The organism is Actinoplanes sp. NBC_00393 (genome assembly GCF_036053395.1).
Taxonomy (GTDB): Bacteria; Actinomycetota; Actinomycetes; order Mycobacteriales; family Micromonosporaceae; genus Actinoplanes.
This window is the reverse complement of record NZ_CP107942.1, coordinates 9456280-9472107: the sequence shown is the minus strand read 5'-3', so window position 1 is coordinate 9472107 and position 15828 is coordinate 9456280. Positions and strand designations below refer to the sequence as shown.

At 71.9% G+C, this 15828-nt stretch carries 13 protein-coding genes; 8 read left to right on the top strand and 5 right to left on the bottom strand.

The window, feature by feature from the left end; all coding sequences use genetic code 11:
* Positions 1-131: 131 nt before the first annotated feature.
* Both OHA21_RS44040 and OHA21_RS44035 read right to left on the bottom strand, forming a co-directional pair.
* Positions 132-1664, bottom strand: a complete 1533-nt coding sequence (locus OHA21_RS44040; RefSeq protein WP_328465620.1) for a hypothetical protein — start codon at positions 1662-1664, stop codon at positions 132-134.
* Between the two features lie 98 nt (positions 1665-1762).
* Positions 1763-2980, bottom strand: a complete 1218-nt coding sequence (locus tag OHA21_RS44035; RefSeq protein WP_328465618.1) for a hypothetical protein — start codon at positions 2978-2980, stop codon at positions 1763-1765.
* Between the two features lie 150 nt (positions 2981-3130).
* Here OHA21_RS44035 and OHA21_RS44030 point away from each other — a divergent pair, with 150 nt between their 5' ends.
* Positions 3131-3415, top strand: a complete 285-nt coding sequence (locus tag OHA21_RS44030; RefSeq protein ID WP_328465616.1) for a DUF427 domain-containing protein — start codon at positions 3131-3133, stop codon at positions 3413-3415.
* A 14-nt stretch (positions 3416-3429) separates the two neighbouring features.
* Here the strand turns inward: OHA21_RS44030 and OHA21_RS44025 are convergent, their stop codons facing one another.
* Positions 3430-3762: a hypothetical protein gene (locus OHA21_RS44025; protein ID WP_328465614.1), complete on the bottom strand. Its 333-nt coding sequence runs from the start codon at positions 3760-3762 to the stop codon at positions 3430-3432.
* Positions 3763-4173: 411 nt separating this feature from the next.
* On the opposite strand from OHA21_RS44025, the gene fxsA reads away from it, so the two are divergent.
* Genes fxsA through OHA21_RS44010 form a run of 3 tightly spaced genes read left to right on the top strand, consistent with a single transcriptional unit; the run spans position 4174 to position 7713 of the window.
* Entirely contained in the window at positions 4174-4371 is a 198-nt protein-coding gene (gene fxsA / locus OHA21_RS44020; RefSeq protein ID WP_328465611.1) for an FxSxx-COOH cyclophane-containing RiPP peptide, read from the top strand.
* A 19-nt stretch (positions 4372-4390) separates the two neighbouring features.
* Positions 4391-6001: an aKG-HExxH-type peptide beta-hydroxylase gene (locus OHA21_RS44015; protein WP_328465609.1), complete on the top strand. Its 1611-nt coding sequence runs from the start codon at positions 4391-4393 to the stop codon at positions 5999-6001.
* Between the two features lie 47 nt (positions 6002-6048).
* Positions 6049-7713, top strand: a complete 1665-nt coding sequence (locus tag OHA21_RS44010) for a putative bifunctional diguanylate cyclase/phosphodiesterase (RefSeq protein ID WP_328465607.1) — start codon at positions 6049-6051, stop codon at positions 7711-7713.
* Between the two features lie 4 nt (positions 7714-7717).
* Here OHA21_RS44010 and fxsT read toward each other — a convergent pair whose 3' ends face one another.
* Complete coding sequence (gene fxsT, locus OHA21_RS44005) at positions 7718-10141, bottom strand: FxSxx-COOH system tetratricopeptide repeat protein (RefSeq protein WP_328465605.1); 2424 nt, start codon at positions 10139-10141, stop codon at positions 7718-7720.
* 93 nt (positions 10142-10234) lie between these two features.
* Between fxsT and OHA21_RS44000 the strand changes: the two genes are divergently transcribed.
* Positions 10235-10552 carry an STAS domain-containing protein gene (locus OHA21_RS44000; RefSeq protein ID WP_328465600.1) on the top strand — a complete coding sequence of 106 codons (318 nt, stop codon included), beginning with the start codon at positions 10235-10237 and terminating at the stop codon, positions 10550-10552.
* Between the two features lie 6 nt (positions 10553-10558).
* Here OHA21_RS44000 and OHA21_RS43995 read toward each other — a convergent pair whose 3' ends face one another.
* Positions 10559-11845 (bottom strand): MFS transporter, encoded by a 1287-nt coding sequence (locus tag OHA21_RS43995; protein ID WP_328465598.1) that lies wholly within the window; start codon positions 11843-11845, stop codon positions 10559-10561.
* Positions 11846-11898: 53 nt separating this feature from the next.
* On the opposite strand from OHA21_RS43995, the gene OHA21_RS43990 reads away from it, so the two are divergent.
* The 3 genes from OHA21_RS43990 to OHA21_RS43980 all read left to right on the top strand — a co-directional run bounded on the left by OHA21_RS43990 (position 11899) and on the right by OHA21_RS43980 (position 15827).
* Complete coding sequence (locus OHA21_RS43990; protein ID WP_328465596.1) at positions 11899-12879, top strand: GlxA family transcriptional regulator; 981 nt, start codon at positions 11899-11901, stop codon at positions 12877-12879.
* Positions 12880-12952: 73 nt separating this feature from the next.
* The gene (locus OHA21_RS43985; protein WP_328465594.1) at positions 12953-14617 is read left to right on the top strand and encodes a GspE/PulE family protein; all 1665 of its coding nucleotides are present in this window, start codon (positions 12953-12955) and stop codon (positions 14615-14617) included.
* 91 nt (positions 14618-14708) lie between these two features.
* Positions 14709-15827 carry a type IV pilus twitching motility protein PilT gene (locus OHA21_RS43980; protein WP_328465592.1) on the top strand — a complete coding sequence of 373 codons (1119 nt, stop codon included), beginning with the start codon at positions 14709-14711 and terminating at the stop codon, positions 15825-15827.
* The last annotated feature ends 1 nt before the right edge of the window (position 15828 follow it).

Here is a 15828-nt window from a genome sequence, read left to right as displayed (position 1 = left end):
GCCTCGAGCGACGGTCGGCATGGCTAGGTCCAGCTGAGCGGGCACCCACGGCGTGGCTACTCCCGGTCCGCGCGGATGTCAGACCGGTCGGGAAACGCAGCCTGGCCAGCGAAGTGGCGACCGTGGCCGCGCTACTCGGGGCCGGAGCCGGAGCCGGGGCCGGAGCCGGAGCCGGGGCCGGGGCCGGGGCCGGGGCCGGAGTCGGAGCCGGGGCCGGGGCCGGGGCCGGGGCCGGGGCCGGGGCCGGGGCCGGGGCCGGAGTCGGAGCCGGGGCCGGGGCCGGGGCCGGGGCCGGGGCCGGGGCCGGAGTCGGAGCCGGGGCCGGGGCCAGAGTCGGAGCCGGGGCCGGGGCCGGGGCCGGGGTCGGGGTCGGTGGAGGGTGGGCCGCCGTGGGTCCAGGGGGTGTCGGATGGTTCGGGGAAGGCGCCGCCGGGGCGGTAGGCCTCGCTCAGCGTGGTCAGGACCAGATATTCGCCTACGGCCGGCACGCTTCCCGGCTCGGCGACCAGTTTGCGGCCCATTCCGCCGGAGAGTTCCAGCAGGACGTCGCGGCCGTCGCCGGCCGGGGTCACCGAGATCACTCGGGCTTTCTGGGTGGGGCGGGCCGGGGAGGTCAGGGCGGTTCCGGGCTCTACCCGGACCTCCTCGGTGGTGTGGAGCATGATCCGCGGGCGGAGGACCGGCCGTTTGCCGCTGTCGTCGATCCGGTCCGGGTTGGCGAGGGTGACGGTGCCGGCGAAGGCGTTTCCGGTCAGGCGGTATTCGGCCAGGACCAGGGGGTCGTCGAAGGCGCGCTGTACGGCGTACCGGGCTGCGGCATTTTCCAGGCGCTGGAGCCGGGCCGCGGCAGCCACCGCGCCGTCCCGCCTGGGTTGCGGTGCCCCGCCCTCGGCCAGGTATTGGGCGAATGCCGTGAATGCGTCCTTGTCGGAGTCCCAGCGGGAGGCGACGCGTTCGCCGGGCGGGAGGCGGCGCAGCAGGTCCAGGGTTCGCCACATCCGCTCCCAGGTGGGGAGGAGCAGGTCGCGGAGTACGTCGGGGAGCTCGGGGGTGGACCGTTCGATCAGCGGGGCCAGCACGCGGTTGTCGAAGTCGGGGTCGGTGGCGGGGCCGGCGACCACATCGTTCTCGGCTTCACGTGCGGCGTCGGCGCCGGACTCGATCCACGCGAGCTGGACGCCGAGTTGAGCGTCCTCGGCTGCGCTCTGGCCGGTGGCCCAGTGCAGCCCGAGGGCCTGCACGGCGTTGAGCAGCAGACATGAGCCCGGCATTTCGGCGGTGTTGGCGAAGAAGGTCAGCCAGCGGCCGAGCACCGGTACGCCGGCCGGGACCGGGTATTCGCCGTCGGTGGTGCGGAACCGGGTGGATCGGCCGAGCATCCGGAGGAAGTCGACGCCGGCCGGGTTCGGGACCCAGATCTGCGGGGCGTCGCGGTAGCGCTGGCGGACATCCTTGCCGCGGTCCACCGGCACGTCTTCGGTCTCGGTGGCGAACGAGTCGAGGTACGGGACGAGGATCTCGGCCAAAGCGGCGAAGAAGGCGAATCGGTCGTCTCGGTTGCGCGGCTGGGTGACCACCAGGAGGGTCGGATCGGAACGATTCGTTCCGATCAGGGCGGCCAGCGGCGCGTTCGCCTCGCCGGCCATCGCGAGCGGGATCAGCACCAGCGGATGATCATGGGCGTGGAGGTGACGGACCGCGGCAATCTGCTGCGCCCGGCCGGACGCCAGCGCCTGAGCCCGAGCAAAAGCGGTGAGCGTGCTCACGAGGCCGGCGACGAAGAGGGCGCCGCGAAGGAAACCGGCTGACCAGGGGAAGGCTGCGGAGCCCCCGGCGGGGAGGGAGGCGAGGAAGAAGGCCGCACGGAGGAAAGCGGCACGGAAGAAGGCCCCGCAGAAGTCGACTGCCCGGCAGGGACCACCAGCTGAGCAGACGCGAGCGCCTCATTGCGCAACCGCAACGCCGCCTGGAGGACTGCCGCCGCCTCGGCCTGGTCCGGGGTCGGGGTGCGGCTTCCGTCAGCCAGCGCAAGCACCTCCCCTACAGTCTCGATCCCGCCGAGCGCCTCCCGCACCGTCCGGCCCAGCGCCGCGGTGCTGCCCGCCGCCTCGCTCCGGCAGTAGACGGAGAGTTCGCAGCTGGAGAGGCACTCCGGCGCATACCGCGGCTCGATGTGCCCGAGCGCAACGGTCAGATCTTCCGGCGCCAGCGCGAGGTCGAAGGTCATCCCGTCCGGCAGGGCGTCGATCAGGGAGGCCACCGAGGCCAGCCGGGACAGTTGGCGGCGCAGGGTGGAGAGCTGTTTGCGGACGTCCAGGGTCACCGCGACCGGGCTGAGCGAGAAGTTCTCCGGGCAGACCAGCACCACCTCGTGGCTGACCAGCCCGGGGTCGCGGCCGAGGCGCTGCAGCAACGATCGCAGGGCGAGCACGTAGACGGCGGCCTGCACGGCCGCGGCGGAGACCTTGGCGCTGTCGGCCTGCCCGTCCACGATCGCGAACGACTTGATCTCGACGACCTGGAGGCGGCCGCGGCTGGCGTACGCGATCAGGTCCGGCTCGAGGTAGACGGTCTGCCCGGCCACCTCGAGAGTGAGCAGCGGGTGGTCGATCAGCGCGGCCTGCGCGTCGGCGAGCAGCTGCACCGTACGGTCGTGCCGGTCACCCAGCGTGTCGTCGGAGTCTGCGCCGAGGTCCGCATAGCTGAGCGACGAGGCGCCGAGCAGCGAGCGCAGCGGGGCACAGTCGTCGGCCTTGAGCATCGCCTCGAATGCGTTCCCCCGGGAGAGTGCGAACCGGGACTGCCCGAAGCTGCCCGGAAGGCCGATCCGCTCGGCCAGTTTCACCTTGTCGACCCCGGCCGCGTCGAGGACCGCCCGCCGGGAACAGCCCGGATTGCCGGTCAGCGCGGCGATCGTGCGCGCGTTGTGCCGTTTGGCCCGCCCGGGGCCACGGAGCTGATCAAGCCGATTGCTCTGCATGAACGCCGTTCTCGTGGGGAAACGAAAACCACTGTAGATCTTCGTACAGCACCGGGCCAATGTCCGGGCGACGCGCCGGGTTTCACCCACCAGAGGTGAATAAACCGCACGTATCAGACGCAAACTCCGCGGCGCGCTAGGTTCGGAGGCATGCCGAAGGCCATCTGGAACGACGAAGTGATCGCCGAAAGCGACGACACGGTGATTGTCGAGGGCAACACCTACTTCCCCCGCACCAGCGTGCGCGACGACGTCCTGGTGCCGTCGGAGACGCACACCGTCTGCCCATGGAAGGGCAAGGCGTCGTATTACTCACTGCGCGCCGACGGGCACACCGCGCCGGACGCGGCCTGGTTCTACCCCGATCCGAAACCGGACGCCTCCGCGGTACGCGACCGAGTCGCCTTCCGCAGAGACGTCCGCGTGGAAGCCTGACCGCTGAGGCCCGCTCACGTGATGCGCGGGTGGGCCTCCTCGATCGCACCGACCTCCAGGTAGTCCAGCATGTCCTGCTGCTCCCCGGGTTCCAGTGCGCCGAACGCCGCGTACGCCTCCTCGCGCGCGTGCGCCGTCTCCGCCGCGAGCAGCGCGATGATCGCCGACCAGGCCAGCGAGACCCGGTCGAAGAGACGCGCGCGGCGCAGCGACGGCAGCCGGGACAGCATCGCGACCTTGGTGGCCGCGTCGTCGTCCTGCGGCACCCGGTCGCAGAGCTCGAAAAGAGCCTTACCACGGTACGGATGCTCGGCCTCGACCATCCGGACCAGCTCCGGGTTGCTCATCTTGTCCACCGGCGGGGCCGGGCCACGCCGGGGAAGCGACGGTCTCGGTTCACCGTGCACGACTGTCCCGCCCACTCTCGAATCCGTTGCCCGGCGCCTGGTGTGGCAGCGTGGGAGTGTTCTGGAAGGTCGGGAACGGCGGCGACGGCATCACCGGCTCGGCCGGATCCTCCCCCGCTGCGGCCGCTGTCGCCACCGGGGCCTCCATCACGCCGTCACCGGCGCCTGACTCTCCACCCAGCACTATTTGCCCTCCGTTACCGACTTGCGGCGGTCATGTCCCATCAGATCACGCCTACGCAAGTGTGTGCGAACACCCACCGTAGTGACTCCCGCCGGTCACCCGACCCGACGACCGCCGTAACCTGCAGGCAACGCATCGACCGCACTGCCGGTCCTGAAGGGGGTGCCGTGGACGCAGGTGAGGCCGCCGAGAAGACGCCGGCGGAATGGCAGTCCGTCATGGTCGATCTTGCCGACTCGTCCCTCGAGGAGCTCGCAGAGCTCGTGGAGCACGACGACTCCGCCCTGGCCCGTGCCCTGCGCCGCGTCACCGACGAGCTGACCAGTCCCGGCGAGCCGATCGCCGGCTTCAACTCCGCGGTCTGACCGCCCGAAGCCGCCACGGATGACCCCACGCACCTTCCGGCTCACCGACGACGCCTTCGCCGCGCTCGGCGCCGGCCGTCCGGACGCCACCACCCTCGGCACGTTGCGCCGGGCGCAGCTCAGCCGCCATCTGCTGCTGTTGCGCGAGGTCCGGCGCGGGCTGCCGCAGAACCCGGCCTGGTATGCGCGCCTCACGGCCGCCGATCCGGCCGAGGCGCGCCGGCTGATCGCCGACCCGATGACCGGGTTGTGGGCCGCGCACGCTCTGCGGTCCGGCGCCGCGGGCGCCGACGGGCCCCGTCCGGGTGGTCACCCGATGCGGTTCACCTGCGCTGATCTCACTTTGACGGTACGCGTGGACGACGCCGATCCGGTCCGCCGGCGGCTCGGCCTCGATCCGGTCGACGCGCTCTCCCCCGACGAGCTGGAGCATTGGCAGCACTGCCTCGACGAGGCCTGGCAGATCCTGGCGCGCCGGCACCGGGCGGCGGCCGAGACGATGTCCACGGTGCTCCGGGTGATCGTGCCGGTCCGCCCCGACCCGGCCGCCGAGGGCATCAGCGCCACGTCGGCGGAGGCGTTCGGAGCGGTCGCCATCTCCGCGCCGGCGGACGCGACCGCCTTGGCCGTCGGCCTGCTGCACGAGACGCAGCACAGCGTCCTGAACGCCGTCCACCAGCTGTTCGACCTGGTCGAGCCCGGCGGCGACCGGGGCTACTCACCGTGGCGCGACGACCCGCGCCCCCCGTTCGGCATCCTGCACGGCGCCTACGCCTACCTCGCGGTGACCCGCTTCTGGCGAGCCGAAATGCAATCCCCACCTCCCAAGATCAACGAGCCGGGGATGGGGGTCGGCGCGGAGAGCGGGGCCGGCGCGGACAGCAGGGCCGGCGCGGACAGCAGAGCCGGCGCGGACAGCAGAGCCGGCGCGGACAGCAGAGCCGGCGCCGGAAGCAGGGCCGACGCGGAAAGCAGGGCCGACGCAGGAAGCACGGCCGGGGCCGCCCGGGTGGCGGCGTTTGAATTCGCTCGGTGGCGGGCTGCGGTGCTGGCGGCGGCTGAGGGGCTGAGCGGCGGCGGGCGACTGACCGCTGCTGGCCGGCGGTTTGTGGCGGCGCTGGCCAGGGAGGTTCGGCCGTGGCTGGATGAAGCGGTCGATCCGGAGATCGCGCGCCTGGCCGGGCTGGCGGTTGCGGACCACCGGGTGCGCTGGCGGCTGCGGAATCTGGCGGTGACGCCCGGTGACGCGGCGGCGCTGGCGTCGGCCTGGCGGGATGGGCGGCGGCCACCTGAGGTGCGGCCGGTGGCGGCGCCCGCACCGGGGCGGGAGCTGGTGAACAGCCCGCGTGTGCGTCTGGCGCACGCGCTGGTCAAGGGTGACCCCGTGCTCAAGCCCGGCGGCCGCGTTGCTGCCGCGGATCTTGCGTGCTTGCGTGGGGAAGCGGGAACTGCTGCAGACGCGTACCAGAAATGTCTTGAATTTGATCTTGCAGATGATCAGGCCTGGTCGGGCCTTGCCCTGGTCTCCCCGCGCCCGGCTCTGCGTCTGCGGCCGGAAGTGGTGAAGGCGGCCGCGTGCGCGGCGCCGGAGGCCGCGGTGGATGCGCTGGCCGATTGGCTGTCCGGATAGCTCAAGCGCGCCCACCCGGGACCGATGTGTCTCGCCGGAGGTGGACCGTGGGTCGCAATGCTCTGTTGGACCGGGTACGGATCGGCGTCGACGACGCCGCAGTGCTCGCGTCGCTGGTACTGCTGGCCTGGCCGGTGGCCGATGCCGCGCACCCGGGCGGGATGTTCGGCCGGATCGTGCCGCTGGTCGCGGCGATCTGTCTCGGCCTCGCCGTGCTGCTGGTCGACGGAAGCCGGCCGCTGCTGCGGCACACGGTGACCGCCGCGGCGCTGATCGCGGCCGGGATCCGGCATCTGAACCACGAGCTGTCGCCGACCGCGACCTGGCTGGTGATGCTGGTGACGGCCGCGGTGATCGTGCGGCAGGCCATCGGTGACCGGCCCGAGGTGGACCTCAACCGTCAGCAGGTGCTGCTGGCCCAGCAGGCCTTCCGCGACCCGCTGACCGGGCTGGGCAACCGGAAGATGTTCGTCGAGTACGCCGAGGAGGTGCTCGCCGAACCGGCCCGCACCCACACCGCGGTGATCCTGGTGAACCTGGACGGCTTCAAGCACGTCAACGATCACTTCGGGCACATCGTCGGCGACGACCTGCTGCGGGCCGCCGGCGAACGCCTGGCCGTCAACGTGCGCGCCAACGACACCGTGGCCCGGCTGGACAGCGACGAGTTCGCGGTGCTGCTGCCCGGGCTGGAGGACGAGGAGGCAGCGCTGTCCGTCGCCGAGCGCGTCCTCACCGAGCTGCACCGGCCGCTCGAGGTGGCCGGGGTCGCGGTGACGATCCGGGCCCGGGCCGGTGTCGCGGTCGCCGCCTCCGGTGACGTGCTCGACCACGTGCTGCGCCGCGCCGACCAGGCGCTGCTGCGGGCGAAGGTGGAGGGCGGCGGGGTGGCCCGGCGGTTCGACCCGGCGCTGTTCGCCGCGGCCGAGCAGCGCCGCCTCGCCGAGGCCGACCTGCTGCGCGGCATCGAGGCGGGCGAGTTCGAGGTGCACTACCAGCCGATCGTCGACCTGGACGGCGGCCACACGGTCGGCGTCGAGGCGCTGGTCCGCTGGCAGCACCCGGAGCGCGGCCTGGTCCCGCCCGCGGTCTTCCTGGATCTGGCCGAGTCGCTCGGCATGCTGCCCCGGCTCGGCGGCTGGGTGCTGGAGGAGGCGTGCCGGCAGGCGATCGACTGGCAGACCCGGTTCCCCGGCTTCGAGCTCAACGTGAACCTGTCCGCCTCTCAGCTGGGCAACCCTCGCCTGATCGACGAGGTGCGCACGATCCTGGAGACCACCGGCCTGCCGCCACAGGACCTGGTGCTGGAGCTGACCGAGTCGGTGGCACTCACCGACCTGGTCGAGTCCGCCCGGGTGCTGAGCGCGCTGAAGTCGCTCGGCGTACGGATCGCCCTGGACGACTTCGGCACCGGCTTCTCCTCGCTGAGCCACCTCAGCACGCTGCCGGTCGACGTGATCAAGATCGACCACTCGTTCGTGCAGGCCATGCCGGAGAGCGGGGACGCGTCGGTGGCCGAGGCGGTGCTGCACATCGCGCGCACCTTCAATTTGTCACCGGTCGCCGAGGGCATCGAGAACGCCGAGCAAGCCTCCCGCCTGCGGGAACTGGCCTGTGGGCGGGCACAGGGTTACCACTTCGCCCGGCCGATGCCGGCCGGCAGCGTGACCGAGCTGCTCGACAAGCAGGGGATGCCGATCAAGTCGCTGTGAGGCGCTACAGCGGCGGGAGATCAATATCGGTCTCCAGCCGCAGACCGGCGGCGGTCGTCCGGAACACCGGATGGCCGTCGCCGTAGACCTTGGTGAGCGCGGTCAGAGCCTGCTGCCGGGCGGTCTCGTCATCGTCGGCCAGCGCCAGGTTCCACGCGCAGGCCACCGTGTCCGGGTGGTCGAGGCCGCGGACCGCCCGGGACCGGCGCAGGGTGTCGGCCGCGAGCTCACGGCCCCGCTGCGCCTCGCCGGCCGCGGCCAGGTCGGCGGCAAGCCCGTTGGCGCAGCTCATCGCGAACGGATGGTCCGCGCCCACGCTGCGCCGCAGGCCGCTCAGCACCTCCTCGTCGATGGTGCGGGCCTCGTTGTGCCGGCCGGCCGCCCGGACCACCCCGGCCAGGCCGGCGGAGGCGGCGAGGGTGAACGGATGCTCGTCGCCGAGCACCGCGTGGTACCGGATGACAGCCCGTTCCAGCAGCTCGTGGGCGTCGTCCAGGGCACCCTCGGAGCGGGCGCAGTTGGCCAGCGAGACCGCCGCGGCGAGGGTGTCGACGCTCAGGTCGCCGAACTTCTGCCGGCAGGTGGCCAGGTTCGCCTCGGCCAGGGTCCGGGCGTGCGGGTCACCGCGGCGGCGGGCAGCCATCGCGGCGAACCGCCCGGCCCAGAGCGCGAACGGGTGATCCGGCGGAACCTGCTCCAGGTGCGCGGCGGCCAGCAGCGCGGCCGCGCCGGCGTAGTCACCGAGCCCGAACAGGTCGAAGGCCAGCCCGGTACGCGACGACAGGGTCTCCGGATGCCCCGGCACGAAGATCGCCTGCCGGTGTCGCAGTACCTGCTCATCGAGCGCCCGGGCGCCCCGGAAGTCGCCGAGCAGCCGCAGGTCGGCCGCCAGATTGTTGGCACACCGCAGCGCGGTCGGGTAGCTCTCGCCGAACAACCGCCGGTATCGCACCAGATTGTCCGCGTCGAGCTGCCGGGCCTGCCCGAAGTGCCCCTGAAAGCGCAGGTCGCCGCCGACGCTGTTGGCGGTGGCCAGGGTGGCCTCGTCGTCCGCGCCGAAGACCTCCCGCTGGGTGCGCAGGGTCTGCAGGTTCAGGTTGCGGGCGTCGACCGTACGCCCCACCGCCCGTAGAGCGTTGGCCAGGTGGAAAGCCGCGAGCAGTGTCTGCTCGGCCGACTCGCCGAGCGCATCACGCCACCGCGCGACGGCGGAGCCCGCCAGATCCCGGCTGGAGTCGTAGTCGCCGCGGGCGAAGTGGTACCGGACGCAGTTGATGACCAGCTGCCGGACCTCCTCGGCGTCACCGCCGAGCAGGTCGGAGTGGATCAGGTGCGGGGCCAGTTCGGCGTACCGGTACCAGCCCGCCGGGTTGTCCGGATCGCCGGGATCGGCCGCGGCCAGCATGCTCCGGACCGTCCGCAGCAGGGCCGCGTGCCGCTCCGAGCTGAGCTCCTGACCGAACATGCCGCGGACCAGCGGATGCACGGTGAGCTGCTCGCCGGCCGGGTCCAGGTCGGCCAGTCCGTACCGGCTGATCCGGCGCATCGCGGCCCGCAGCCGGCGCTCCACCCGGACCGTGCGGGCCAGATCCGTCTCCAGCGACAGGGTCCGCGCCGCCCAGAGCAGCCGCCACGAGATCGGCGCGCTGGCCAGGAAGGTGCACAGCTCCAACAGGATCCGGTCGGCCGGTGCGGTCTCGCCGAGCGCCTCGGCGGCCAGTCCCCAGGCGACCCGGATCGGGGTGGGGAACGCCAGCTCGGCGGCGCGCCGTTCGTACCGCTCCAGGTAGTCGTCGACCGACCAGCCGCCGGCGTCGCGGACCGCGGCGGCCAGGTCGAGCGCCATCGGCACGTCGTCCAGCCGGGTGGCCAGCCGGTCCGCATCCGCCGGGGAGAGGTCGGCGGAGCGCGCGCAGAGCAGGTCCAGACTGTCCGCCCGGTCGAACACCGGCACCGGCAAGGCCTGCGCCACCTCGGCGGTCCAGCGCGGGTTGCGGCTGGTCACCAGCACGTGCCCGGCGCCGGAAGGCAGGTACGGCATGATGTCCTCGGGCCGGTTGGCGTTCTCGAAGACGACCAGCCAGTCCCTATACGGCTCGCCGCGGCTCAGCGCGTCCCGGACCGCCCCGAGCGTCCGGTTGAGGTCGCGCGCCTCGGGCACCCCGAGTTCCTGCGCCAGACCGGCCAGCGCGGCCCGCATCCCGGCGTTCTGCTCGGCGGGGATCCACCACACCAACTCGTACCCCTCGGCATGCCGGTAGGCATACTCGACGGCCAGTTGGGTACGTCCCGTTCCACCGAGTTGGTGGTCGGGGCTCGGAAGCAGTACTACTGGACCGTTGCCGAGCATGCCGCGCACCCGGGTCAGAAGTTCCTCACGACCCACGAAGCGGGGGTTGCGCGGCGGCAGACCGCCACGGATCGGCACACCGTGCTCCTCACGTGTTGGTGATGCCGATTACCGTACGTGGAACCCCCGCCAACGCAAAGCGGGCGCGCGTCGAGACGGAAGGGTCCTGCCGTGACCGATGAGAGCGTGACGAGTTTGGATGCCGTCGACGGCACGACGACCGTGTCGTTGCATGGCGAAATCGACATCTCGACGGTCGAGCAGGTGCGCGTCGTGCTGGGCGAGGCGGTCACCGCCGGCCCGCAGCGGATCGTGGTGGACATGGCCGACGTGGCGTTCATCGACTCGACCGGTCTGGGCGCGCTGATCTCCGGCTTTCAGCGGGCCCGCGACCGCGGCATCCCGTTCCGGCTGGCCCGGCCCAGCAGCAACGTGCGGCAGATCCTGGTGCTGAGCGGCCTGTTGGAAGTCGTCGAGCTCACCGGCTAGCTCTTTCTATCGATTCGCCGGCACCGCCAGTCCGATCCCAGGGGCGATCGGCTTGAGCCGTTTCCCGGCGAACAGCATCAGGCTCAGGATCGAGGCCAGGATGGCCAGGGCGCCGGCGCCGTACCAGGCCCAGGTGTACGCGCCGAACTGATCACGGACCAGGCCGGCCGAGGTGGCCGCGACCGCCGCGCCGAACTGGTGCGAGGCGAAGACCCAGCCGAAGACGATCGGTCCCCGCTCACCGAAGTACTCCCGGCACAGCGTGACCGTCGGTGGCACGGTCGCCACCCAGTCCAGACCGTAGAACAGGATGAAGACCAGCATCCCGGGGTGCGCGACGGCGGCCAGGATCGACGGCAGGATCAGCAGCGAGAGCCCGCGCAGCGCGTAGTAGGCGCCGAGCAGGATCCGGCTGTCCACCCGGTCGGTCAGCCAGCCGGAGGCGATGGTCCCGGCGATGTCGAAGAGCCCGACCAGGGCGAGCAGGCCGGCCGCGGTGGTCTGCGCCATGCCGTGATCGTGGGCGGCCGGGATGAAGTGCGTGCCGACCAGGCCGTTGGTGGTCGCGCCGCAGATCGCGAAACCGCCGGCCAGCAGCCAGAACGGCCGGGTCCGCGCGGCGTCACGCAGGCCGCGCAGGGCGTTGCGGGCCGCGCCTCCGGCCGCCTTCGGCGGCCTCTCCTGGAAGACGGTGGTTCCGTAGGCGGTCACGCCGAGGTCCGCCGGGTGGTCCCGCAGACGCCACCAGATCAGCGGTACGACCGCGAGCGCGGCCACCGACACCGTGAGCGCTGCTGTCCGCCACCCGCCCGACTCGGTGAGCTGGGCCAGGACCGGCAGGAAGATCAGGTTGCCGGTCGCGCCCCCGGCCGTCAGGACGCCGGTGACGAGTCCCCGGTGCTTCACGAACCAGCGCCCGGTGATGGTCGCGACGAAGCCCAGGGCCAGCGAACCGGTGCCGAGCCCGACCAGCACGCCCCAGCAGAGCATCAGCTGCCAGCTCTGCTCCATCCACAGGGTCAGCCCGGACCCGGCCGAGACCAGCAGCAGCGCGCCCATGGCGACCCGCCGGATGCCGAACTTGTCCATCAGGGCCGCGGCGAACGGCGCGGTCAGGCCGTAGAGCAGCAGGTTCACCGAGACCGCGGCGGAGATCGTGCCGAGCGACCAGCCGAACTCCTCGTTGAGCGGCTGGATCAGCACGGACGGGGTGGCCCGGAAACCGGCCGCGCCGATCAGGGCGACGAAGGCCGCCGCGGCGACGAACCAGGCGGGATGGATGCGGAGCTTCACGTGCCCGATTCTGCTTTCCCCCGCCCGGACGGACGAGTGGCCGGAGAGCCATCATGCGCAAGAATCAGGCCATGACCCCGCACCGGATCGTGCTGCTGGCCCTGGACGGCGTGGTGCCCTTCGACCTGGGCGTGCCGCCGCAGGTGTTCGGGGCGGCCCGGGACAGTCACCGGAATCGCTTCTACGACGTGTGGGTCTGTGGCCCCGGCCCGATCCATACCGAAGCCGGCTTCACCGTGGTTCCGGATCACGGCCTCGACGCTCTGGAGGACGCGGACACCGTGATCGTGCCTGGCATCCACCGGGGCGGTCCGGTCACCGATGGCACACTGCGTCCCGATGTCACGACCGCCCTGCTGGCCGCGGCCGCACGCGGTGCCCGCATCGTGTCGATCTGCACCGGCGCATCGGTGCTGGCCGCGGCCGGCCTGCTGGACGGCCGTCCGGCCGCCACGCACTGGGCCTGGGCGCGCCGGATCGGCGGACTGTATCCGCAGGTGAAGTGGGACTTCGACGTGCTCTTCGTGGACGACGGCGACGTGCTCACCTCGGCCGGCGTCGGCGCCGGGGTGGACCTGTGCCTGCACATCATCCGGACCGATCACGGCGCCGACGTGGCGAACCGGGCGGCCCGGCGCTGCGTGGTGCCGCCCTGGCGGGACGGCGGGCAGGCGCAGTACATCGAGCGGCCGGTGCCGGCCGCTGCCGGCAGCGGCACCGAGGCCACCCGGACCTGGGTGCTGGGACGGCTGGCCGACCCGGTCACCCTGGAGGAGATGGCCGGGCACGCCCGGATGAGCGTACGGACGTTCACCCGCCGGTTCCGCGACGAGACCGGCCTGAGCCCGCGGCAGTGGCTGCTCCGGCAGCGCGTCGAGCACGCCCGGATCCTGCTGGAGTCGACCGATCTGGCCGTCGAGTCGGTGGCCCGGCGCGCGGGGCTGGGCAGCGCCACCGCCCTGCGCCAGCACCTGCACGCCACGATCGGGGTGGCGCCCTCGGCGTACCGGCGGACCTTCCGGCACGCGGGCTGACTGCGCCTCAGTTTCGCGGCGAAATGTCCGATGGGCTGGGTGTATACCCTGCCCGGCCGCACCCGAGGACCCCATGGATCAGACCTTCCGCCCGCTGCTTGATGCCCTGAAGCAGATCGGCGTCGACCCGCATGCCGTCGACGCGGCTGCCGAGGAGGCGCAACGCAGCGGCCGGTCGGTCCGGGCCGTCCTGATCAACGACCAGGTGGTCACCGAGGAGCAGCTGACCCAGGCGGCGGCCGCGGCGTTCGGGATCAACACCCTCGACCTGGTCGGCTTCACCCCGGACCCGACCGCGCTCAAGCGGATCCCGCTGCCGGTGGTGCTCCGGCACCGGGTGCTCGGCCTGGCGATCAACGACGGCGAGCTCGTGGTCGGCGTGACCGATCCGGCCGACGTGGTAGCGCTCGACGACGTACGCGCGGCGACCGGCATGACCATCCGCCCGGTGGTGGTGGCCCGCAGCGAGACCCGCCGGATCATCGAACGCCTCCAGCGCGAGGGCGCCGACCTCGGCGACCTGGCCGACGCGGTCGACGACCAGGGCGGCATGGCCGCGCAGACCACCAGCACCGAGGACGCCCCGATCGTCCGGTACGTGAACAGCCTGATCGAGCAGGCGGTCATGAACCGCGCCTCCGACCTGCACCTGGAGCCGACCGAGGACGACATGCGGGTCCGGTACCGGATCGACGGCGTGCTGCACGAGGTGGACGTGGTGCCCCGGGGCGTGATGGCGGCGCTCACCTCGCGCATCAAGATCATGTCCGGGGTCGACATCACCGAGAAGCGGATCCCGCAGAACGGCCGGATCACCGCGCTGATCCGCGACCGTACGGTCGACCTGCGTACCGCCACGCTCCCGACGGTCTGGGGCGAGAAGATCGTGCTCCGTGTCCTCGACACCGGCGGCATCGACCTGGACTTGGCCAAACTCGGCTTCACCCAGCACAACCTCGAACGCTTCAGCGCCTCGTTCAGCAAGCCGCACGGGATGGTGCTGGTCACCGGCCCGACCGGGTCCGGCAAGTCGACCACCCTGTACGCCACGCTCGGCAAGATCAGCCGGCCGGAGGTCAACGTGATCACGGTCGAGGACCCGGTCGAGTACCGCCTGCGGGGCATCAACCAGGTGCAGGTCAACGCCAAGGCGGGGCTGACCTTCGCAGCGGTTCTGCCGGCGATTCTGCGTACCGACCCGGACGTGGTGCTGATCGGTGAGATCCGGGACGGCAACACCGCGCAGATCGCGGTCGAGGCCGCGCTCACCGGTCACCTGCTGCTCTCCACGCTGCACACCAACGACGCGCCGGGCGCGGTCACCCGTCTCACCGAGATGGGCATCGAGCCGTTCCTGGTCGGGTCGTCGCTGGACTGCGTGCTGGCCCAGCGACTGGCCCGCCGGATCTGCGACTGGTGCAAGGAGGCGTACGCGCCAACCGAGGAGGAGATCGTCGCCGCCCGATGGCCGCTCGAGGACCTCGACTTCCCGTCCGTGCTCTACCGCCCGGTCGGCTGCCGGAACTGCGCCAACACCGGGTACAAGGGCCGGATCGCGATCCACGAGGTGATGCCGGTGTCCCCCGAGATCGAGTCGCTGACCATCCGCCGGGCGGCGGCCGGCGAGATCCGCGAGGTCGCCCTGGCCCAGGGAATGTACGAGCTGCGCGCCGACGGCCTGGCCAAGGCGGCCGGCGGGCTGACCTCGATCCGCGAGGTGTCCCGAGTCGCCGTTTAGTCCCCTTTCCGCACCACAGCGGCTACTAAACCCGGTCCCCCCGGTGCCGATTCAACAGGCGTCGGAACGTGAGAGAGGGCCGGAACACCAGATGGACACGATCGAGCGCCAGGCACAGCAGTCGGCGGCGCCGTCCGCGGACGACCTGGACGTCCTCGACCAGCTGCTCATCACGCTGGTCGAATCCCGCGGCTCCGACCTGCACCTCACGGTCGGCTCGCCGCCGATGATGCGGGTGGACGGCTCGCTGCGCCCGATCCCCGGGTACGGCAAGCTGAACGCCGCCGACACCGAGTTGCTCGCCCGCGCGGCGGTCACCCCCGCTCAGTGGGAGCAGTTCCTCGCCGAGCAGGAGATGGACTTCGCGCATAGCATCGTCGGCGTCTCCCGGTTCCGGGGCAACCTGTACCGGCAGCGGACCTCCTGCGGCGCGGTCTTCCGGGCCATCCCGCACAAGATCAAGCCGCTGGACGAGCTGGGCATGCCGGAGTCGGTGGCCCGCTTCGCCCACCTGCCGCGTGGTCTCGTCCTGGTGACCGGCCCGACCGGTTCCGGCAAGACCACCACCCTGGCCTCCCTGCTCGACCTGGCCAACCGCAGCCGGGCCGACCACATCATCACGATCGAGGACCCGATCGAGTTCCTCCACCCGCACAAGCGCAGCGTGGTGAACCAGCGTGAGGTCGGCGCCGACACCGAGAACTTCGCCAGCGCGCTCAAGCACGCGCTGCGGCAGGACCCGGACATCATCCTGGTCGGTGAGCTCCGCGACCTGGAGACCACCGCGACCGCGCTGACCGCCGCGGAGACCGGTCACCTGGTGCTGGCCACCCTGCACACGCAGAGCGCCACCCAGACCATCGACCGGGTCATCGACATCTTCCCGCCGCACCAGCAGCTGCAGATCCGCGCCCAGCTGGCCGCCAGCCTCCAGGGCGTGATCACCCAGGCGCTGGCGCCGAAGGCCGACGGCAAGGGACGTGCGGTGATCGCCGAGATCCTCACCTGCACCCCGGCCATCCGCAGCCTGATCCGGGAGGGCAAGACCCACCAGATCCCGTCGTTCATGCAGGCCGGCGCCAGCGAGGGCATGCTCGCCTTCGACCAGCACCTGGCCGAGAAGATCCGGGACGGCGTGATCAACATGCAGGCCGCTCTGGAGATCTGCCACTCGGCGGAGGAACTCAAGCGGCTCGTCGGACGGGCGTGAC